This is a genomic window from uncultured Arthrobacter sp. (assembly GCF_902805515.1).
Taxonomy (GTDB): Bacteria; Actinomycetota; Actinomycetes; order Actinomycetales; family Micrococcaceae; genus Arthrobacter_D.
The window spans coordinates 39,943-61,502 of record NZ_CADCTE010000101.1 but is presented as its reverse complement, the minus strand read 5'-3'; the positions used below and the strand labels follow the sequence as shown (position 1 = coordinate 61,502).

The window sequence follows — 21,560 nt, the reverse complement described above, 5'->3', positions numbered from 1 at the left end:
AAGGCGGTCTGGAACACCATCGACGGGAGGGCCTGCTCCAAGCCGTCTCCCGTCCGCGGCCCCCTCCCCTCGCCCACCCCTGGCAGCTGTCAGGGGTGGAAATGACCGCAGCCGATACCTCCGATCGACGCATTCGCCCCATAGCGTGAGCACTGCACTCCCCCGCTGCCGGGAAAGTGTTCCTGCCGGGTAGCAGACCATTGGAAGTATTAGATGTTTTGGAACCATTAGTGCCAATACTTCCAAGGCAATTGGTCGGACAGCATCGCCACAACGTGCGGTGAGCAAAGGAAGTAATGGAACCATTGGCGAGCTCCCCTGAAGGGTGACCGGCCTGGACGTGCTCGAGGCGGCCCGGTGGGCAGAACCTCCGGCCGCGGCTCCTTCCGCAGCAGCCCGCGGATCGATCGGCTGCTGCGGCTACGTCCTCTTTCCGGGCATATCGGTACCATTACTTCCAAACCTTCATACGGCACTGCTCGAAGTAATGGAAGTAATAGCATTATTGGTTCCAAGGTAAGTATTGGAAGTTACCAGCACAGTAACTTCCAATACTTCCAAAAGCGCTCCGGCAGGGCGCACGGGGCGGAGTAAAAATGGTACCAATCCGTGCACGCAACGGAAGTATTGGTACCACTGGCCCGGACCCCGGCGGGTGAAGCCTCCTGCGGGGTGCGGCACCGCTGCCCTGTGGCTTCGCTGGATCTGCCCTGGGGGGCCCTCCGGAAACATCGGTACCAATATGTCCAGGTGGGAGCCGCCCGCCTGTGGAGGTATTGGAAGCTTTAGGCGCTTTAGAAGTTGCGGTAGTAAAAGAACCATTACTACCAATACGCCCGGAGCCGTATTGGCCGGTGGCGGGCTGCTCCGGGTTCGGTACCATTCGGGCCGGCGGTAACGGAAGCATTGGTACCAATAGTTTTGTTTTCCTGTGCGGCTGGTCTGTAAATGCCCGAAGCCGGTCCGCTGCACGCCCGCAGGAGGCCCGCCCGATCATGTGCCGCCCCTGAATTGCTGCCGGCCCTGTTGGCTGCGAACTCCTGGGCGGACCCCGCCGGGGCAGGACCGGTTGCTGGTGGCGTTTCCATCTGGTTCCAAAGGTTCCGATACTTCCTTTGCCTGCGGAAGGTGGGGGAGTGGGTCCTGGAAGCTTCGGTAGTAAAGGTTCCATTGTTACCGTGCTGCGGCGTGCCGCCGGTCCTCACACATATCGGGACGATAGGGTTAGGTGGAAATCGGACCTGCCGGCACCGAGATCACATCCTTACCCAGGGGAGTGGACCCTGCCGTGCAGCTGTCCGCGCGTCGAGGGAAGGTACTGGCTGATGCCGGCGAGAATCATTGCGGTCTGCAATCAGAAGGGCGGAGTGGGCAAAACCACGGTCGTCACTGGTCTGGCGGAGGCTTTCTCCCAGAAACTGGGCAAGACGGTGCTGGTCATCGATGCGGATCCGCAGCGCAACACCACCTCGGCGCTGGGTGTCGAAGCTGAATTCACCCTCAATGACGTGCTGTACGGCGACGGTGACAACAACCAAAAGATCGTCCCCGGATACGCGGCGTCCGTGGTCGTCCCGGCAGGGGAGGCCTGGGCGCCCCGCGGCGACAAGGGCGAATCCTTCCCGCCCATCAGCGTCATCGCCGCGGAACGGAACCTCGCCTCACGGGAACGCGACGCCATGATGGCCCGGGAACACCGGCTGCGCATCGCCCTCAAGGGCGTCGCCGATGAATACGACATCGTCCTGATCGACTGCCCTCCCTCACTTGGCCTGCTCACCGTCAACGCCCTCACCGCCGCCACACACGCACTGCTGGTGACCGAGCCCCGGGTCTCCTCCGTCGAGGGCCTGGCGGAAATCGTCACAACCATTGCCGAGGTGCAGGAAAACCTCAACGAGGACATCGGCGTCGTCGGAGTCATCATCAACAAGGAACGCAAGGGCCGCTCGGACCAGACCTACTGGATCGACAAGGTCCGCGAAGAGTTCGGCGACCTTGTTCTGGACCCTGCCCTGCCGGACCGCGAGCTGTTCGCAAAGTCCCAGGCCGCATCCCAACCGCTGCGCGCGTTCGGATCGGTGGCCACCGCCCTGCGGGCCGACCTTGAGCTGCTCGCCGGGCAGATCTGGAAAGGCAGCGAAGAATGAGCACCGTTCCCGCGAGCGGGCGCGGGGGGCCCGGGAACTCCCTCAACAAGCTCAAACCAAAGGGCATGAAGAAGGCCCCCTCCCGCAGCGTCATCGAGGAGATGGTGGCCCCACCGACGCACCCGGAACCCGAACCGGCCGGAACGAGGGACCACCCTGCACCGGAGACCCGGGCCACCGTCCCCGCCCCGATCCCGATCCAGAACGGTCCGGCGGACGAACTCACCGCCCGGGCGCCGGCCCGGCCCGCCCCGGAGGTCGTGACAGAAAGTCCGGCCCCCCTGCCGCCGGTGCGGCAGGGGGTCTCCGTGCCGGCCGCGGTCAATTCCGCCAAGGCCGAATCGACCGTCAAGAAGACCGGCTACTGGGAGCCGATCGATCTGGGCATCAGGATGCGGGCGGCATACATCAACACCCGCCACTTCACCGGACACCAAACCCTGTCCGACTTCATCTGCTCCCTTATCGAGGCCGAATGTGAGCGCCTCGAAAAGGAGTACAACAACGGCGAGCAGTTTCCCAGCCTGCCGAACGGGGTGCCGCGCGGCCGTCCGGTCCGCTAACGCCCGCAGGCCCCGAGCACCGTCCCCTCCCCGGTGGCCTCTGCCGGTTCCTGCCGGCCCGGGCCCAGCGAATCCGACCGGCGCCACCGCACCTCGGTGCGTCCGCGGCCGGCTGACCGGGCAGGACCTGCGGCCGTCCAATACCGACAAAGCTGAGCCGGGAAGCCCCGTCAGGCCGCGATGTCCCCCGCCGCACTCCGCCGGTGGGGGAGTGGAGCGGGTGAGAAAAGCCTCCTTGGCCGGAATGTGGTGAGACGGAGCGTGCCGTTGCGGCCTGCCCGCCGTCGATCAGGTGCGGGAACCTGCCCTGGACGGCGCCGAGGAAAACCCGACCACAGCCGAGGGATCAGGCCGGCCCGGCCTAGGCGGCAGCGCTGGATCACCCATCCCGGGCCTCCTCGGGAGGCCCGGTTGCGGTAGTGAGTCCTCCACCACGGGATCACGGAGCATCCCGGGGAAGGACATCCGGCGCTGGGCCGGCCCTGTCCGCGCAGGCGGGCAGGGCCAGGAACCCCGCGCAAAGCGGCTGAAACCCTGCGCGCCTGCGGGCAGAGCTTCTGCAGCCACAGCGCCCAGGTCCTCGGGTTTCCGGGTCAGGAGGGGGTGGAGCGTCGTTGCAGGAAGTACGCATCAAGGAGCTCAAGCCAGACCTCGCTCAAGGTAGGGAAGCTGGGTACGACGTGGCGCATCCGCTCCAGCGGTACACGGGCGACAACGGCCATGGTGGCGGCATGCACCATGTCAGCGACATCCTGGCCGACGAACGTGGCCCCCACCAGCGTCTGGGAATCCTCATCAATAACCAGGGCTGCCCGGCCGGCATAACCCAGGGCGTGCAGCCCCGCGCCGGCCACCGCACCAAGATCAGCCTCCACAACGCTCACCCGCCATCCCCGCGCCGTAGCATCCCGGCTGCTCAGACCGACGCTGGCAACCTCGGGGTCCGTAAAGAGCACCTGGGGCACGGCAGCCGCGTCAGCGTCGGCGGTGAAGGAAGGCTCCTCGCCCCTGCGGCGGGCCAGAATTGCATCAGCGGCGACCCGGGCCTGGTACTTTCCCTGGTGGGTCAGCAGGGCATGGCCGTTGACATCACCAATGGCGTAAACCCCCGGGGCGCCAACGACCTGCAGGGTCGGATCCACCTCGAGCCAGCGGCCGGGTGCAGCGCCGATCGTCTCAATCCCCAGGTCGCCGGTCGGGGGGCGGCGCCCGGCGGCCACCAGCAGTTCATCAGCGGCCACCACCGACCCGTCACTGAGGTGAACCAGCACTTCACCCCCGGCCGCCGGACGCAGCACGCGCTGGACTTCGACGCCGAAACGCACCTCGACACCGGCCGCCTGAAGGCCGGCCAGCACCAGGTCGCCGACGAACGGCTCGTGGTTCGGCAGCAGGTGGGGGCCGCGGTTCAACACCACGACCTGGCCGCTGCCCAGCCAGCTCCACGCCTGGGCCATCTCCAGGCCCACCGCCCCACCGCCAAGGACCACCAGGCGGCGGGGGGCAACGACAGCGGACGTGGCCTCCCGGTTCGTCCACGGCAACGCCTCGGCCAGCCCGGGCACCGGCGGAAGGACCGGCAGCGATCCGGTGGCAAGGACGACCGCCTGCCCGGCGCTGAGCTCGATCTGCGGGCCCGGGCCGGCATCAACGACGACGCTCCGCGGCCCGGCGAGACGGCCCCGGCCCCGGATGACCTCCATCCCGCGTGCTTTCATCCCTGCAGCGATCCTCGTGTCGTCGAGGTGATCGACGGCATCGTCACGGCGGGCCAACACCGCCGACGGGTCAAGCCGGCCGGTCACCGACTCCCGTGCCCCCGGAGACCGCAGGGCGGCCAGCCTCGCCTGGGCGGGGCGCAGCATCGCCTTGCTGGGAATGCACGCCCAGTAGTGGCACTCACCACCGACCAGTTCGGCCTCAACGAGGGCGACCGACATCCCGCCGCGCACCAGCCGCTGCGCCGCCGCACCGCCGACCGGACCCCCACCGATGACGACGACATCGTAGGTCCCCGGCTCAGGGCGGTCCTGGGCGGTATTCATCATCTGCCTCATGCTGCTCCTTCAGATTGGGGCTGCCTCCCCGAGCCGAGCATCGGCGGTCACACCGGCTGGGACCGCTCCACGGGTTCCAAGGCCTTCATCCCGAGTTCCGCCGGACTGTCCGCCACCGTAATGGGCTGCTCCACGGGTTTCTTCGGCCTGCCGTGCGCGCTGATGTCGACACGGTCACCATGGACGATCGACCGGATCACCTCCAACGGTAGTTTCGGCCGGCGGTCTTCCCCCGCCAGGCCATTGGCCTCCTGCAGCGTATCGGTGAGCTGTGTGTAGCAGAATCCGGCCAGCACCGGGCTGGCCTGGAGTGCCTCGAACTGCTCGCGCAGGGCGCGCTCATATTCCGATGCCCCGGAGACCGTCACATAGCCCCAACTGGTTTCCGGGGACGACGCCGCAAAACTTACCCCTCCGAACTCCGACACAACGATGGGTTTGCCCTGGTCGGCTGTGTCGATCAGTTTCATACGCCGGCCCAACGGTCCCACTCCCTCCATCAATGACTGCACCGAGTGCTCGTCCTTATAGAAAGCCTCAAGCTCCGGCCCCGTGGTGGAGTAATCATGAATTGTCAGGAAGTCCGACTCGGCATGTTCCCACCCATCATTACTGATGACCGGGCGGCCCGGATCCAACGCCTTTGTGAGGTGGTACAGCGATCGGGTGTAGTCAAGCTGCGCCGGATCGTGTGCAAGGTGCTGAACCCCCCAGCTCTCATTCAAAGGCACCCAGGCCACGATGGACGGGTGGGAGCGGTCCCGGTGGATCGTTTCGGTCCATTCCCTCATCAGACGGGAAACCGCCGTGGCCGAGAACTCGAAGGCGCTGGCATTCTCCCCCCACACCATCAGGCCCAGGCGGTCCGCCCAGTAGAGGAAGCGCGGATCTTCAATCTTCTGGTGCAACCGGACGGTGTTGAATCCCATGTCGCGGGCGAGTTCCACCTCGGCACGCAGCGCGTCAGCGCTGGGAGCCGCCAGATGGGACTGTGCCCAGTACCCCTGCGCCAGCACGGCCCGGATGTAGCAGGGACGGTCATTGAGCAAGAAGTGCCCGCCGGCCCAGGATGTGCTGCGCAACCCGAAATAGGAGGCAACGGCATCATCGCTGCCATCACTGAACTCCACCCTGACCTCGGCATCGATGAGCCTTGGTGCGTCCGGGGACCACAGCAGCGCCTCATACCCCTGGCCATTCACCTGCCCGGGCAGGGTGATCCGCGTAGTGCTGCGGGGATCGGTCTGGGCAAAACTCAGTTCGGCCAGCGTTTCATCCCCAAAGCGGAGGTGAACACTCACCACCGCTTTCCCGGCCGGCCTGCGGTTCAATCCCAGCTCCAGTTCCACCGTTCCGGCCGGAACGTCAGCCGACCAGCCAAGGGAGGCAATGCGCGTCGCCGGGGCGGCCTCAAGCCACACCGGCTGCCAGATTCCGGACGTACGGTGGTACCAGATCCCATGCGGGACAACCTGCCAGTCCTGCTTGCCCCGCGGTTGGGAAACATCCAGGGGATCATCCTCGGCCCGCACCACCACGACCATGGGATCGGAACTGTCCACCCGGGCCGGAAGGGTGAAGGAAAACGGAGTATGCCCTCCCTGATGGCTGCCCAGATACTGCCCATCCACCCACACCTGGGCGCGGTAATCCACGGCGCCGAAATGCAGGATGACCTGCCGTCCCACCGGGCCCAGCGACGCAATCTCGCCCGGCGTGATCGTCCGCCGGTACCAGACCACCGGGTGAAAGCCGGTGGCACCAATGCCCGACAGCTCGGCCTCGGGAGGGAAGGGAACGGTGATGGTCCGCTCAAAAGCATGTGCCTGCGCGAACCACAGTTCGTCGATTCCCCGGTCCTCATCATCGTGCTGGAACTCCCAGGAGCCACTGAGATCGACCCAACCCTGCCGCATCAGCTGCGGACGCGGATACGTCCCGTCCTGTGATGATGCTGCAGGCAGGATCCGGGAATCGCCAATACTAGTCATGGTCCATATGATGCGCGATCGACCCTCGCTTTGCAACGTGGCAATTGAAGTGTTGACAATGAGCTATATCACAATCAAACTTGCGGTTATTGATGGTTTGCCACGAGGAAAAGGGAGTCGACGTTGACTACGAACCAGATCAAACCGACCGGGTCTCCTCCTGGCATTCCAGGTTCCGCTGATGCCTCCGGCCGAGCGCACGAAGTGCGCACGTCCCAACGCAGGCCCGGTTCCCGTCGGCGCCGGCGCGCGTCGATGGACGCAGCCCTCTTCCTGGCCCCCTTCCTGGCGGTGTATGCCATTTTCCTCCTGGCACCGGTGGGCCAGGCACTTTATATGAGCGGTTTTAATTGGGATCTGCTCAGCCCCATCCGCCAGTTCGTGGGAGCGGACAACTACCTGCGCATGCTGTGGGGGACCGGCATTGTCTGGAACATCAGCCACGCGTGGCTGCCCCGGCTGCTGGTCCTGGCCGTGACAGCCCTGATTATCCGCTCCCTGCTGCGGCAGGGCCCCTCCAAAACGGCGGCGGTGGTCACCGGAGCCGCAGGCGTCATCATTGCGGTTCTGCTGGGGTTCCATCCGGGGCCGGGCGGGGCCTGGAATGACTCGGGATTCTGGAACTCCCTGCAGAACACCCTGGTCTTCACCCTGGTGTCCACGCCGATCCTCATCGCGCTGGGACTGGCCATGGCGTTGCTGCTCAACAACGCCCGCCGGGGGCGCAGCGCCTACCGCGCCGTGTTCTTCCTCCCCTATGTGCTGCCGATCTCCGCCGTCACCCTGATCTGGAGCTACCTGCTGAACCCCGACCGGGGGCTGATCGCCGGTGCGCTGGGCTGGTTCGGCGTCGACGGCATCGCGTTTCTCTCCGAACCGGCCCTGGCCATGCCTGCCATCATCGCGACCAGCGTGTGGTGGAGCGTCGGTTTCAACATGGTCCTGTTCGCCGCGGGCCTGCAGGACATCGAGCCGGCCTACTACGAAGCCGCCTCCCTGGACGGGGCAGGGTACTGGCAGCGTTTCCGCCACATCACCGTCCCGGGCCTGTCCCACGTCACGGTTCTGGTCACCATCACCCAGCTCATCGCCTCATTCCAGATCTTCGGGCAGGTCTACATCATGACCCGGGGCGGACCGGGCACGGCGACGGAAGTCCTGATCCAGCACGTCTATGAAGCCGGCTTCAAGAACTACCAACTCGGGTACGCGGCGGCCCTGTCCGTCTTCCTCTTCGTGGTCATGGCGGCCGTGGCCGCCGTCCAATTCCGCCTGATCTCCAAGGACGCCTGATGGCCCACACCACAGCCCCACAGACCCGCATCCGCACCAAGGCGCCGGCGGGCACGCCCCGCACCCAGCCCCAAAGCCCGGCCGCCCGCCGGCGCACCGTGACCTACCACGGCCTCATGATCGTCGCCGCCTTCACCTGGTTCATCCCCGTGCTGTGGATGATTTCCATGGCGCTGACCCCGAACGACTCCCTGCAGCGGTCCTCCTCGAGCCTGCTGCCCTCCTCGCTGACCCTGGAAAACTTCGTCACCGCCCTCGGCGCCGGAGAACTGGCCCGGTGGTTCCTCAACAGCGCCGTGGTCAGCATCACCACCACCGTCGTCACAGTGATTTTCTGCGCCATGGCCGGCTACGCCTTCTCCCGGATCCACTTCCCGGGACGCAGGCTGCTGTTCATCGTCGTCCTCGCCGGGCTCATGGTGCCCAAGGAGGCCATGTTCGTCCCGTTGTTCCTCATGATCTCCAGCGCCGACCTGCAGAACAGCTACCCGGCCCTGATCCTGCCGCGGCTCGCAGCACCCCTGGGGGTGTTCCTGATGGCCCAGTTCTTCAGCAAGGTTCCTGTGGAACTTGAGGAAGCCGCCCGCATCGACGGAGCCGGACGGTGGCGGATTTTCTTCGCCATCATGCTGCCCCTTGCCCGCCCGGCCATGGCATCACTGGCCATCTTCACGTTCGTGCTGACCTGGAACGACTACCTGTGGCCACTGGTCGCCTCGACGCGTTCGGAATGGTTCACCGTCACCACCGGGCTCGCGTCCCTTCAGTCCAACTTCGCCGCCGCAACGGACCTGGGAACCCTCATGGCCCGCGGACTGGTGGGCAGCCTGCCACTGATCATCGTGTTCCTCCTCTTCCAGCGCCAACTCATCCGCGGCATCACGCTCGGAAGCGGGGAAAAGTGACGCCGGAACCACCACCTGGACCGCACCCTCGGATCCGCGGCACCACCCCACGGCGGCCCCGCCCCATCCGCTGGCGCGCATCCAGTTCCTTCCACCCGACCGCAGGCGGGCCGCGCGGCCCCGTCAGCCCGTTAGCCGCATCAAAGAGCCCAAGGAGCACCCCATGCACGTAATCCACCAACGGTTGCCGAAGACCGTCCTCCTGCCCGTGATCGCTTCGGCCCTTCTCCTGAGCGGCTGCAGCGGCGGAACCACCACCGGTGCCGCCGACAGCGGCCAGTCCATCGCCGATGTGGCCGAGGAAGACCTGCAGGGAACCACCATCGAGTTCTCCCACTTCTTCGGAGAATGCTCCGACGAGGTCGGAGACAGCACCGACATCACCGCCGTGGTGGGGGAGTGCCCCACCATCACCACCCTGACCAACAAATTCAACGCCGAGAACGAGCACGGAATCACCGTCAACCGCCTCGGTGGAGCGGCCTGGGACAACTATTACGACCAGCTGAACACCGCCATCGCCGGATCCACCCCGCCCGATGTCGCAGCAATGCACGGGGCGAGCCTGGTCGACTACGCCCAACGATCCCTCCTGGTGCCCCTGGATGAGGCCGTCGCAGCGACCGACACCGATCTTGAGGACGCGCTTCCCGTGGAGCAGGACGCCATCCGGTACGAGGACAAGGTCTATGCGGTCCCCTTCGATGTGCACGCCGCCCTGGCCCACGTCAATGTCGACCTGTTCCGTCAGGCCGGGCTGGTCGATGACACCGGCGCCCCCGTGCTGCCCACCTCCACCGAGGAATTCATCACCGCGGCCAAAACCATGAAAGACAAGACCGGCAAGAACCTCATCGCCATTCCCCGCGTCGGAGACAACCTGGGATGGCACCTGGTCCACAGCCTGATCATGCAGCAAGGCAGCAGCGTGCTCAGTGAGGACCTGACCGAGGCCAACCTCGATACCCCCGAAGCGCGCAAGGCCGTCGACTTCGTCAGCTCCCTGTTCACCAGCGGCTACGCCGACGGGGACCAGACCTATGATGCGGCCGGTCAAAGCTTCCTCAACGGGGAAGCCGCCATGCTCTACAACGGCACCTGGGTCGTCGACAGCTACAACGCCGAGGCGTCCTTCGAATACCAGGCCACCAACTTCCCCACGCTGTTCAAGGAGCCCGCCGTCTGGTCCAACCAGCACCTGTGGGCCATCCCGGCCCAGAAGGACGCCGACCCAGTCAAGTACCGGGCCGCACTGGAATTCGTCAACTTCCTCTACGAAAACGACGCGACCTGGGCACTGGGAACAGGGCACATCTCCTCCAGGACCTCCATCGTGGAAAGCCCCGAATACGAGGCCGCACCGCAGCGGCAGAACTATGCGGAAACGGGCCTGACCAACGCCGGACTGCTGCCCCACATCTCCAACTGGCCCGCCGTCGAGAAAATCTGCGTCCAGGCCGTGGAGTCCATCTGGTTCCAGGACGCCCCCGTCGAGGATGCCCTGCGCGAAGCCGACGCCAACATCAACTCGGCCCTCGCCGGCGGCTGAAGCGGCCCCGCCCGCCGGCCACCACGGCCGCTGCACCTTCGGTGAATCCGAGGATCAGCCCGGGTGCCGGTGGGTGCGGGCACCGGGGCTTTCCCCGCCGGCTGGGAAAGCCCCGGGATGATGGAAGTTCTCCCGGCTGACAGGCCACCCTGTTCAGCCGGGAGGACTTTCACCCCAAAATCGGGGATGATAACGAAGCAATGAGACAGCAGAGAAACTGGGGGATAACGATGCCGGCAAGTATGAGGGACGTGGCGGCGCTGGCCGGTGTCTCTCCCCGCACCGTGTCCAATGTGGTGAACGACTACGTGCACGTCGCCCCGGAGACCCGGGCCCGGGTCCAGCGTGCCATCGACAAACTCGACTACCGGCCCAGCGCCGCGGCACGGCACCTCCGCGGAAGCCGCACCGGACTCTTTGCCCTGGCGCTGCCGGAAATCTCGGCCCCCTACTTCGCCGAACTGGCCGATCTCATCGAACGACGGGCCAGCGAACGGGGTCTGACCGTCCTCATCGATCAGACCGGCGGAACACGGGAGCGCGAACTGCTGGTGCTGGACGGGTACCACTCCAAAGTGATCGACGGACTGATCTTCAACCCCCTGTCCGTCACCGCGCACGACCTGGAAGCACGCAAACTCGGCTTCCCCACGGTCCTCCTCGGCGAAAGCGTCACCGCCAGCGACATCATCCACGTATCAATCGACAATGTCGCCGGCGCGCTGACCGCAACCCAACACCTCCTCGGCACCGGGCGGACAAAAATCGCCGCCATCGGCGCCCTGCCGCAGGCCCGGATTGCAGGACCCGCCCAGCGCCGCACGGAAGGCTACCGAGAAGCGCTTCTCCGGGCAGGGCTCGGGTACGAACACCAGCTCGTCCTTCCCACCGCGCGCTGGTCGCTGGCCGAGGGCTACCGGGTCGCCCAGCAGCTTCTGGACGGGCCAGCCGACATCGACGCCCTCTTCTGCTTCAATGACTCACTGGCGCTCGGCGCCATGAAAGCGGTGACCGACAGGGGCCTGCGGATCCCCGAGGACATCGCCGTCGTCGGCTGGGACAACATCGAGGACGCCGCGTACTCCACACCCACTCTGACAACCATTGCCCCGAACAAAACAGCCATCGCCCATGCCGCGGTGGATCTGCTGCTCGACCAGCTGGCCGGCGAACACACAGCGACAACGGAGATCCTGCTCGATTACCACCTCGCCGTGCGCCAGAGCGCCTGACGCCCCGTCCGCCTTTTTCGACCCCTCGCCCTTTCAACCCCTGAGCAACATCGCGCCCTGCTCCAGGCCTTCCCGAGAACCGGGACCCCGCTGCACCTAAGGCCGGACCCGGTCAGGACAAGCGCCCTTCAGCAATGCCCGCTGCCCGAAGGGTACCCGAACCGGATCCCAATCCCTTGCCCGCCTTCGCCAGCACCGCGTCCACCCTGCGGATTCATGGGTGCTCCACCTTCAATCCACGCCGGCGGTATGTCCTGCTGCCGGCCGTGAATCCCTCCTCAGGGGCGGCGTTCCCTCTCTGCCGTGCGGATCCCGCGTTGGCCGGGCCCACCGCCCGCACCGTCCCACCGGCAGACGCTCCAGGCCCCGGCACGGCGGCGGCAGCCACAGGCAAGGGGCTCACAGGCCGTAATGGTGATTTCTCAGCTCGAGAAACTGTTCGTGGACCGTGCCGGCCCATGCCGGGGCATCGGTCTGCCGGTAGACGGCATCCATTTCCCGCTCCCACTGGGGCGGCTCCTGGGTGCCGGCCACGGTCCACGCTGCCTGCCGGGCCGCACCCAAGGCCACATACTCGCGTGGTGCAGGCACCACCACCTCCGCATCGAGCATATCCGGGGCGGCCCGGCGAAGGCTTTCACTTCGAGCCCCTCCACCGATCAGGAGCACGCGGTGGACCGGGATTCCCTGGCCGCGGAAAGCATTGAGGGCCTCGGCAAGACCGTTCAGCACCCCGAGCACGGCGGCCCGGGCGAGGTTCTCCGGCGTCAGGCTCCGGCGGGTCACTCCGGCAAGGCTTCCAGAGGCGAACGGCAGGTTCGGGGTGCGTTCGCCGTCGAGATACGGCACAAAGATGAGCCCGTCGGCATCGCGAGCGGCCGAAGACGCCAGATGATCCAGCCGGGCCAGGTCCACCCCGAGCAGGTCCGCGGTGGTGGACACCACCCGGGCCCCGTTCAGCGTCGCCAACAGGGGCAGGCTGGCCCCCTGGGCATCGGCGAATCCGGCGATCGCCCCCGTGGGGTCGATGACAGGACGCGGCGCCGAGGTGAAGACGGTGCAACTGGTGCCGATGGACACCACAACCTCGCCCGGGCGCAGCCCAAGACCCAGGGCCGCCCCCGCATTATCCCCACACCCGGGCGCCATGAGGGTGCCCCGGGCGGTGGTGCCCGCCGCCTCCGCCGGCCCGAGTACCCGCGGCAGTTCGGGCACGCGGCCGAAGGCATGTGCCAGCTCGGCGGTCCGGTACCGGTTCTCCGGAACCGAAAAGTAACCGGTGCCCGAGGCATCACTGCGGTCCGTGACGGGATCTCCGAGCATTCCGCGCAGCTTCCAGCTGAGCCAATCGTGCGGAAGTATGACCCGTTCGACCCGCGCGGCGAGCTCGGGGTGGTTCTCCGCCAGCCACGCCAGTTTAGTCACCGTGAAGGAGGCAACCGGGACCACGCCCATGCCGCGGGCCCAGTGCTCCGGCCCGAACCGTGCGCGCAGCCGGTCGGCCTGCGGGGCACTGCGGGTATCGTTCCACAACAGAGCGTCATGCACCGGCCGGTTGTCCGCGTCCAGGGCAACCATCCCGTGCTGCTGGGCCGCGACCGCCAGGGCCTGGGTGCGCATCAGGTCCGGGCCGGCCGCCGACTCCAGCGCCTTCCACCAGTGCTCGGGATCCACGGCCGTACCCTCAGGATGGGGAGCGTGGCCCTGGTGGGCGATCCGGCCCGTCTCCGCGTCCACGGTGAGGACCTTGCAGCTCTGGGTGGAGGAATCGACTCCGGTGACAAGAGTGGTCATCGCGTCCGGCACCCCGGGCGGCGGTCCCGCGGTGGACACCGGTGTCCCGGGGCGGTCCGGCAGCTCCCCATCACAGGGCCCCGTGCGCAAGGGTGTCGGTCGCGGTCAGCCGTTCCACCAGCGACCGCGCGCCCTGCCCGTGGAGGGTCTCCAGGGCGAGCACATAGGCTTTGGTGAACCGCGGGCTGTCGGCGAGGTCTCCGAAGAGGGCCCGTTGGTGCAGAAAGGACAGCGGGTCCCGCTGATTGTGCGCCGCCGCAGCCATCACGGAATCCTTCAACCGGTCGACCACGACAATCGGGGCGCCCTGCTCATCGGTTCCCTCCGCATAGCGGGCCCACCCCGCAACGACCGCTGCCGAGCGTTCGATGCCTCCACCGGCCGCAAGATTCTCCCGGATCACCGGCACGAGCCATTTCGGAATGCGGTCCGAGCTTTCCGCGCACAGCCGCGCCAGGGTGTCCCGGACGTGTTCATTGGCGAACCGGGCCAGCAACGTGTGTTTATACGCCTCCAGATCGATGCCGGGCACCGGCTGAAGGGTCGGAGAGGCCTCCATGTCCATATAGTCCAGCAGGAAACGGGCAAACAGCGGGTCCTGGCACACCTCATGCGCATACCGGTAGCCCGACAGGTACCCCAGATAGCAGAGGGCCTGATGGCTTGCATTAAGCAGCCGAAGCTTCATCAACTCGTAGGGTTCGACGTCGGCCACCAGCTGGACGCCGGCTTCCTCCAGCGGCGGGCGCCCCAGCGGGAAGGCATCCTCGAGCACCCACTGTTCATAATCCTCACTCACCACCGGCCATCGATCCGCCACACCGAACCGGTCCTGGACCAGGGCGCGGTCCGCATCAGTGGTCGCAGGAGTGATACGGTCCACCATCGAATTGGGGAAGGACACGGTGTCGGCGATCCAGGCCCCAAGGTCGGGATCAACAAGATCGGCGAAGGCGGTGAACACGGTCCTTGCCACATTGCCGTTGCCCTGGATGTTGTCACACGACATCACGGTGAACGGAGGAATCCCCCGCTCCCGCCGGCGGCGCAGGGCCTCCACAATGAGGCCAAAAGTCGTGGCCGGGACGGCACCCGGGAGGAGGTCTGCGAGCACTGCCGGATTCGACGCATCAAAATCACCGGTGACCTGATGGAAGTTGTAGCCTCCTTCCGTGATGGTCAAGGAGACCACCCTTGTCGTCTCGGAAGCCATCTGCTCAATCACCGACTCGGGATCCTCCGGCGCGAAGAGATACTTAATGATCGAGCCAATAACCCGGCCTTCGGTACTTCCGTCCGGGTTCTTGACCACCAGGGTGTACAGGCAGTCCTGCGCATCCATGACCTGCTTCATGAGCGCATCCGAGGGCAGCACCCCGACGCCGCACACCGCCCACTCCAGGGCGCGACCGGAGTTCATCAACCGGTCGAGGTACATGGCCTGGTGCGACCGGTGGAACCCGCCCACCCCGAAATGAACAATTCCAGCCGTCAGTGCCGCCCGGTCATAGGAAGGGACCGAGAGCTGTTCCGGCAGATGGTGAAGGGTGCCATTGCTGAGCTGGTGCATGTTTACTCCCACAGATCATGTGCGCATGGAGGGACGGGAAGCCGGCGGGAGTCACCTGCTGAGAATCGCCGGCCGGTTACGCGACGCGCCCCGCAACCGGCGGCTGCGCTGCTGCCGGATCCGCAAGCTTCGTCATGGTCATATAGTGCGGGATTCCACTCAGATTTGCAACGTAGCAAACTAAACTTTTTCCGGCGGCCGCTTGTTCTATTGACTGCTGTGTCTGTCAATTTTGCTACGCAGCAATACCTCCGGCAATTCCGCCTCATCCAACGGCATTCAGCCCGGGGCTGGGGCAAAGGGCGCCGCTTTGACCCCTCGGGCTCGGGTGGGCCCGAAACGGCGGAAGAGCGCGCTCACCGGGTGATTCCGGCCGAACACGCTCTGCCATCGTTCACGCTTTCCCAAGCCCTGGGCGGCTGGTTGCCGGCGCCGGCGGCTGTCCGGGCCGGCGGTGCCAACGCCCACCGGATGTGGCCGGTAGCACCACCGCACCGGACCGGATTATGGCTGCCGGGCTGCCTGCTTCCGGTGGTGGCCGGCCGAGGCCTTGATATCTGCAAGCCGGTTATGGACCCGGGAACCGAGCACCGCGTAGACGGTCGCGGCCGTCAGGCCTCCGGCAAGCCAGGACAGATCCAGGCCGCCCATGGCCCTGGCGATGGGTCCTTGAGTCGCCGGAAGCAGACCATACATGAACAGCCAGGTGGCCACGAGCCCGGAGGCCAGGGCGATCATCCCGGCCCAGTTGATGGCGGGGACCTTCGTGCCCCCCGCGGGGTCGAACAGGCGGTCCGTGCCCAGCGGCCTGCGGCGCTCCAGATAGTAATAGTGGACCAGCATGATGGCACCCCACGAGGCGATCCACGCCACCAGGCCGATCAGCCAGGCATCGATCACGGCGGCGAAATCGGTCTGGAAGATGAAGAAGATCACGACGATGAAAGCCAGTACCCCAACAAGGTAGTTGAGGGTGCGCCGGGGCGTCTTAATGTCGCACGCCTGAGCGGAGACGGTGAAGGTGTAGATGTTCAGGATGTTGGTGGCAACCGGACCATGGAGGACCATGAAGAGCACTGGAATGGCGAGGGCCCCGTAATTGTCGACGATGAGCTTGCCGGGGTCGACGCTCCCACTCTTGGTCGCCAGGCTGGCACCAAGGATGCCCAGCCACACCACCGGAATGAACTGACCCAGAACGGAGACCAGGTAAAGGCGCCGCGGCTTCACTTCCCGGCTGACAAAACGCGAGTAGTCCGCCGCGTAGGTGAACCAGGTGATGCCCCAGCCGATGCCGATCGCGGTCATCACGGCACTCATGGCCGTGATCCTCTCCGTCCCGGTCAGGATGTCACCGGCAGGGCCCTGATACCCCCAGTCGATGTCCATGCCGAACCAGGCGACCGCCGACATGGCGACCAAAACCAGAATCGTCGGCGGCACGGTCCAGCGTTCAAAGGCCGCAATGGCCTTGTACCCGAAGTACGCGATCAGCACCTGCACGCCCATGATCGCTCCGGCCACAAGGATCTTCGCCAGGTGGTTCGGAGCGTCGGGATCCACCCATCCCAACGTCCCGAACAGGGCCATGACAAGGTCGAGCACGATCCACGTGTTCACGGCGCACCAGCCAATGCCCAGGACGGCCTGGGTCATGGCGGGCAGATAATTGCCCGTCCGGCCGAAGGCCGCCCGGCCCAGCACCATGCCCGTCGCCCCCGTCCGCTGGCCCAGCAGGACGAAGAACCCGAACAGGGCCATACCGATCAGGTTTCCGGCCACCAGAACGATGACCGTGTCCCGGAAGCCCAAACCAAGGTGGATTCCCAGCGCCCCCAGCACCCAGTTAATAGGGGCGAGGTTGGCGCCGGCCCAAATCCAGAACTGCCCCGAAACCTTCTTGGTTCGGCCGGATTCGGGAACGGGCTGCAGGTTTTCCTCCAGCTGGGAAACCGCACCGGCGGATTCCAGGTGGCCTGCGTTCGCTGCGGCCGGTAATTGCGGTGATTGCGGTGATGGCGGTGAGACCTGAGGCGCCGGCCGGGAGTGTAGGTTCATGATCGTGTCTCTCCTTTGAGAGATCAGGGCCCTGGTGGATTTTTGGGGGTCGGGCTGCGCTGGCTGTGATGAAGCTCATACAACAGGCCCCGGCAGCCTGCGGCCAATGGAGGATCGTCCACACTTGGCGCCGGAAAGAGATCGGAACCGGACGGGCGTCCGCGTCTGTCGATCCGGATTCCCCGCCGGCCCGGGCGCGCCACAACGCAGCGCGCTCCGGGCCGTCCGGGGCAGGACGTTTATCAGCCGGCCGCCACTGTCTGACGGCGCTCAGGGGAGCCTGGGGCCGCCGGGCCGTTCGCCATCAACCCCACGAGGGAATCGATCTCGGCGAGGGCGTCGGCTAGAGAATCCTCCACCCGGGTGTCGGAGAATTCGTCATACTCGACCGCGATGGTCGTAATCTCTGTCACCCCGGTATAGGTGAGCGCCGTTGCCAGCGCCTTATCAACGTGGTTCATGTGCTCAAGGCGGCCTTCGGGTCCGTAGCCGTAATCACCGCGGGAGGTGAGGATCACCAGGTGCTTTCCCGGCTGCAGCATGGGCCAATAAGGGTCACCCTTCCGGTTCCGGTCGAAGCCGAAGGTCACCCCCACCCGCACAATATTGTCGACCCAGGCCTTCAGGGTCGATGGGATCCCGAAGTTGTACATGGGCGCACCGATCACGATGACGTCGGCTTCGATGAGTTCCTTCACGAGAACATCGCTCTCCTGCAGAACAGCGGACATCTCCGGGGAGCGGTCCTCCGGGGCGGTGAACGCCCCCGCGATCCAGTCCGCAGTCACCGGGGTGGGCGGCTCCAGGGCGACGTCGCGGTGGATGACGGCATCACCAGGAGCCGCCTCCTGCCAGCGGTTCATGAAATGGGCCGCCAGGCGGCGGGTATGTGAACCCCTTGCGTCGGTGTCGGGCCGTGATGCCCGGGCGCTGGAGTCGATGTAGAGGAGGGTCTTCATAGCTGCTTCCATTACTCTGTTGATTCGCCCGGCACGCCGCATGAACGGTCGGGTCGTGGAATGCCGGCGGGCTGCCGTGGGGCTGTCCATAGGGAACGCCGTCACCGGGTGGCCAGCATATTCGCCTCGGAACGTCCGACCCCGTGTGGCTTCGTCCACACATCGCATCGGCCCGGTGTGGGTTGCTCTATTGCTCCGCGAGGAGGCGCGGCACTTGGATGGGGGTATGACGGCAGACGAGATCACCCAGGACATTTCGGCCAGCCAGACCCTTCTGGTTCCCGCCCGGCATGGGCGGGCTATCCGGGTGAAGCAGGGCCAGGAGGTGACCATCACCGACGTTTTCGGCGGACAGGTCGGCGATGTCTTCGCCTTCGCCGAGGACGACATGGACGAATACCACAGTGCATCGCATACGCGCACGGGAGTCAGCCGCCTGTTCCCGCACATCGGCGAGCAGTTCCTGACCACCAAGCGGCGCCCGATCCTCTCCCTGGTGGCCGACACCTCACCGTCGGGAACCCACGACATGCTCATCGCCGCCTGTGATCCGCAACGGTATGCGGAGCTGGGGCACCCTGATCACCGGTCCTGCGCCTCCAACCTCCGGGAAGCCCTCTTCGATGCCGGCCTTGAATCCTCCGTGGTTCCCCAGCCCATCAATATCTTCATGCGGATTCCCCCAGGCGGCGCGGGGGACCTCCGCTGGCTGCCGGCGAACACCAACGCCGGGGACCACATAGTTTTCAAAGCCCTCATGGACTGCGTGATCGTGGTGTCCGCCTGCCCCCAGGACATCACCGCCATCAATAACGGCACACCCACCGACCTGCGCCTGAGCGTCGGCCAGGGACAGTGAAAGCCGACATGATGGGACCCGAAAGCAACAGGACACCATCCGCCGCGGCGGGCACCGCGGGAGCGTCCGACTGGCGCCAAGGTGCTGCGGCCGTCTTCAATCTCACCTTCGACGTTGACGCCGAGACTCCGATCCTGGCGCACGGGAAGTCCCACGCCGACAACCTCATGGTCATGTCCCACCAGTCCTACGGGCCGGATGTCGGAGTTCCACGGATCCTAGACATGCTCGATGAACTGCAGATCCGGGCCACCTTCTTCGTCCCCGGATGGGTGGCCGAGCAAAGGGCGGGCCTGGCCCCGACGATCCTGGAGCGCGGACACGAGGTGGCCCATCATTCCTACAGCCATCAGGCTCCGACCGCCATGACGTCCCTGGAAGAACGCGCCGATTTCGAGCGGGCGCTGGCCGTCTTCGACTCCCAGGACATTGCCGTGACCGGCTACCGTGCCGCAAACTGGTGCGCCACCTGGCGCACCCCCTCCCTCGTCGCCGAGTACGGGCTGACCTACGACTCGTCGCTGATGGGCGATGACCGGCCCTACACCATCTCCACCCCCGCCGGCAGGGTGGTCGAACTGCCCGTCCACTGGTCCCTTGACGACTGGGAGCAGTATGCATTCCTGCCGGCCCCCGACATCGGATCCATCATCCAGCCGCCCGGCAGGGCCGTTGAAGTATGGAGGGCCGAGCTCGATGGAATGCGGCATTTCGGCGGGCTTTTCAACCTCTGCGCGCACCCGTTTCTTTCCGGCAGGCCGGGCCGGCTGCTGGCACTGCGCGGCCTTATTGAATACGCCCAGCAATGCGGCGATGTCACCTTCGCCACCTGCGCCGCGACGGCAGAGCGCGTCGGCGAAGACGGGCGCACCGTCGATCGGACCCTCACCAAGCCCACCCGGGACGCCCTGGAGAGCTTCCCCGATTGACCCGGTTCAGCCCGCGGCGTGTGCGTTCAGCTCATGGCGTCTGCCTCCAGGGCGAGGAACAGGTCGACACGGTCGGCGAAACTGCTCATGTCCCTGCCGGTCAGCGAACCGATCCGGTCCAGGCGGTTGCGCAGCGTATTCACGTGCAGGAAGAGTGCCTCGGCCGTGGCAACCCAATGGCCGTTGCGGTTGAGAAATTCCCGCAGCGTGGCCTCCAGCTCGGTCCCGCGCAGCAGGTCGTGCTGCCTGATGGCGGCAAGCTCGTCAGCGGCAAACCGGCGCAGGGTCGCATCGCGCTGCAGGGCGAGCAGCATGGCATGGGTTCCCAGACTGGCCACGGTGGCAGTCAGGTGGCCGGCCCTCCTGCGCTTCAGAACATTCGCTGCGGCGCGCGCACGGACCAGTTGTTCCTTCAGCGAGCACGCTCCCTCCCCGGGCTCGCCCACTCCGACGACCAGTTTCCTGCGCGGGTAGGCCTCGGCAACTTCGGCCCGCACGGTCTCGGCGAAGTCCACCAGTGATTCCTGCCCGCGGTTCCAGGAAGCGATGACCACTATGTCCTGGCTTCCACCGACGACCACAGGCAGCAGCCTGCTGTTTCGGATCCGCGTCTCAATATCCGCTTCAAGATCCGCCGGCACCGGGGTGTCGGCGAGGGTGAACACCAGCAGGGCCAGCGGGCCCTCCGGGTCAATGCCGAAGGCGCGCAGCCGGTCCGGGACCTCCGCCGCGCGTGCAGAACCCGAGAGGATCATCTCCAGCAGTTCTCCGGAAAAGCGTGATTCTGCGGCGCGCATGGCCTGTCGTTGAGCGACTTCGAGGTTGAGGAACCGCGTTCCCTGATTCAGCGCCACCTGCTCCTCGACGGTGAGCAGCTGATGCGGGCGAAGGCAGAACAGTCCCGCTTCGACCTCCCCGACGGCGTCGATGATGAGAAACAGGGACGCCGGGTCCGGCCATATTCCGTTCGCCTCCAACGGGGGCGGTCTTTTCGCCAGTACTTTCGCGGCGGCATCCAGCTTCTCCCGCGGCAGCGCCTCCCCGCCGCCGGCAAGCTGGTTTCCCCGCCGGTCGATGATGACCAGGGGAAACCCGAACTCCCGTGTCAGGACGTCCAGCACGCCTGACGCGCCTCCACCCTGGGACATGACCGAGGTGAGGGCGTCCCCGCGGCGAAGGGCCTTGAGCAGGGATTCCTGCTGAATCTCTCCCTGGATACGGGCCGCGGCCTGGGTGAGGGCGGCAAACGGGACATCAAGGGGCGCGGTCAGGAGGGGCAGCCGGGCCAGCTCGCACGCCCGGATCAGTTCGGCAGGAACCGCCCGGGTCAGAACTGTCAGGCCGAAAACAATCCCCGCTGCACGCGCACCGGCCACGGCGCGGACGAAGTCCTCGGGCGATGCCTGCTCCTGCCACAAGCCATTGGTGAGAATGAGCTCGGTAGGCCGGATATATCGGGAGGGATCGGGCAGTTCCGTCACGTGCAGCCAGGCAATCTCTGCAGCCAGATCGTCCCCGTTTCCCAGGAGCACGTCGAGACGGAGCGCTGCATCTTCACACAAGCTGGCAATGGACAGGTTGCGTGGGGGATTTCCGGTGCGTGAATTGCTGTGCAATGGTTCCACCTTCCGGTGAGTGATGCGTGTCAGTT

The 21,560-nt window shown here is 65.9% G+C and carries 15 protein-coding genes; 8 read left to right on the top strand and 7 right to left on the bottom strand.

Annotation, left to right across the window (positions count from 1 at the left end; translation table 11 throughout):
- The first annotated feature begins 1,325 nt into the window (after positions 1 to 1,325).
- Both QZX79_RS09140 and QZX79_RS09135 read left to right on the top strand, forming a co-directional pair.
- Positions 1,326 to 2,150: a ParA family protein gene (locus QZX79_RS09140; RefSeq protein WP_294567740.1), complete on the top strand. Its 825-nt coding sequence runs from the start codon at positions 1,326 to 1,328 to the stop codon at positions 2,148 to 2,150.
- Entirely contained in the window at positions 2,147 to 2,713 is a 567-nt protein-coding gene (locus QZX79_RS09135; protein WP_294567739.1) for a ParB family protein, read from the top strand. The genes QZX79_RS09140 and QZX79_RS09135 overlap by 4 nt, the downstream gene beginning before the upstream one ends.
- Before the next feature lie 593 nt (positions 2,714 to 3,306).
- On the opposite strand, the gene QZX79_RS09130 is transcribed toward QZX79_RS09135, so the two are convergent.
- On the bottom strand, positions 3,307 to 4,770 hold the full coding sequence (locus tag QZX79_RS09130) for an NAD(P)/FAD-dependent oxidoreductase (protein WP_294567737.1): 1,464 nt from the start codon (positions 4,768 to 4,770) through the stop codon (positions 3,307 to 3,309).
- 47 nt (positions 4,771 to 4,817) lie between these two features.
- The gene (locus QZX79_RS09125) at positions 4,818 to 6,797 is read right to left on the bottom strand and encodes a glycoside hydrolase family 2 TIM barrel-domain containing protein (protein ID WP_366484849.1); all 1,980 of its coding nucleotides are present in this window, start codon (positions 6,795 to 6,797) and stop codon (positions 4,818 to 4,820) included.
- 219 nt (positions 6,798 to 7,016) lie between these two features.
- On the opposite strand from QZX79_RS09125, the gene QZX79_RS09120 reads away from it, so the two are divergent.
- From QZX79_RS09120 to QZX79_RS09105, 4 genes are all read left to right on the top strand, one after another.
- A complete protein-coding gene (locus QZX79_RS09120; protein ID WP_294567735.1) occupies positions 7,017 to 8,054 on the top strand; it encodes a carbohydrate ABC transporter permease in 1,038 nt (345 codons plus the stop codon).
- Complete coding sequence (locus QZX79_RS09115) at positions 8,054 to 8,959, top strand: carbohydrate ABC transporter permease (protein ID WP_294567734.1); 906 nt, start codon at positions 8,054 to 8,056, stop codon at positions 8,957 to 8,959. Before QZX79_RS09120 ends, QZX79_RS09115 begins: the two co-directional genes overlap by 1 nt.
- A 163-nt stretch (positions 8,960 to 9,122) precedes the next feature.
- The gene (locus QZX79_RS09110) at positions 9,123 to 10,508 is read left to right on the top strand and encodes an ABC transporter substrate-binding protein (RefSeq protein ID WP_294567732.1); all 1,386 of its coding nucleotides are present in this window, start codon (positions 9,123 to 9,125) and stop codon (positions 10,506 to 10,508) included.
- Positions 10,509 to 10,708: 200 nt separating this feature from the next.
- Positions 10,709 to 11,740, top strand: coding sequence for a LacI family DNA-binding transcriptional regulator (locus QZX79_RS09105; RefSeq protein ID WP_294567730.1), 1,032 nt, complete (start codon positions 10,709 to 10,711; stop codon positions 11,738 to 11,740).
- 399 nt (positions 11,741 to 12,139) lie between these two features.
- Here the strand turns inward: QZX79_RS09105 and QZX79_RS09100 are convergent, their stop codons facing one another.
- From QZX79_RS09100 to QZX79_RS09085, 4 genes are all read right to left on the bottom strand, one after another.
- On the bottom strand, positions 12,140 to 13,534 hold the full coding sequence (locus tag QZX79_RS09100) for a xylulokinase (RefSeq protein WP_294567728.1): 1,395 nt from the start codon (positions 13,532 to 13,534) through the stop codon (positions 12,140 to 12,142).
- 70 nt (positions 13,535 to 13,604) lie between these two features.
- Entirely contained in the window at positions 13,605 to 15,104 is a 1,500-nt protein-coding gene (locus QZX79_RS09095; RefSeq protein ID WP_294567726.1) for a mannitol dehydrogenase family protein, read from the bottom strand.
- Positions 15,105 to 15,608: 504 nt separating this feature from the next.
- Positions 15,609 to 17,162, bottom strand: coding sequence for a cytosine permease (locus tag QZX79_RS09090; protein ID WP_294567724.1), 1,554 nt, complete (start codon positions 17,160 to 17,162; stop codon positions 15,609 to 15,611).
- 242 nt (positions 17,163 to 17,404) lie between these two features.
- A complete protein-coding gene (locus tag QZX79_RS09085; protein ID WP_294567722.1) occupies positions 17,405 to 18,121 on the bottom strand; it encodes an FMN-dependent NADH-azoreductase in 717 nt (238 codons plus the stop codon).
- 226 nt (positions 18,122 to 18,347) lie between these two features.
- Between QZX79_RS09085 and QZX79_RS09080 the strand changes: the two genes are divergently transcribed.
- Positions 18,348 to 18,980, top strand: coding sequence for an urea carboxylase-associated family protein (locus QZX79_RS09080; protein ID WP_294567720.1), 633 nt, complete (start codon positions 18,348 to 18,350; stop codon positions 18,978 to 18,980).
- Between the two features lie 8 nt (positions 18,981 to 18,988).
- Positions 18,989 to 19,909: a polysaccharide deacetylase gene (locus QZX79_RS09075; RefSeq protein WP_294567718.1), complete on the top strand. Its 921-nt coding sequence runs from the start codon at positions 18,989 to 18,991 to the stop codon at positions 19,907 to 19,909.
- Positions 19,910 to 19,935: 26 nt separating this feature from the next.
- Here QZX79_RS09075 and QZX79_RS09070 read toward each other — a convergent pair whose 3' ends face one another.
- Positions 19,936 to 21,525, bottom strand: coding sequence for a PucR family transcriptional regulator (locus tag QZX79_RS09070; RefSeq protein ID WP_294567716.1), 1,590 nt, complete (start codon positions 21,523 to 21,525; stop codon positions 19,936 to 19,938).
- Positions 21,526 to 21,560 lie beyond the last annotated feature (35 nt).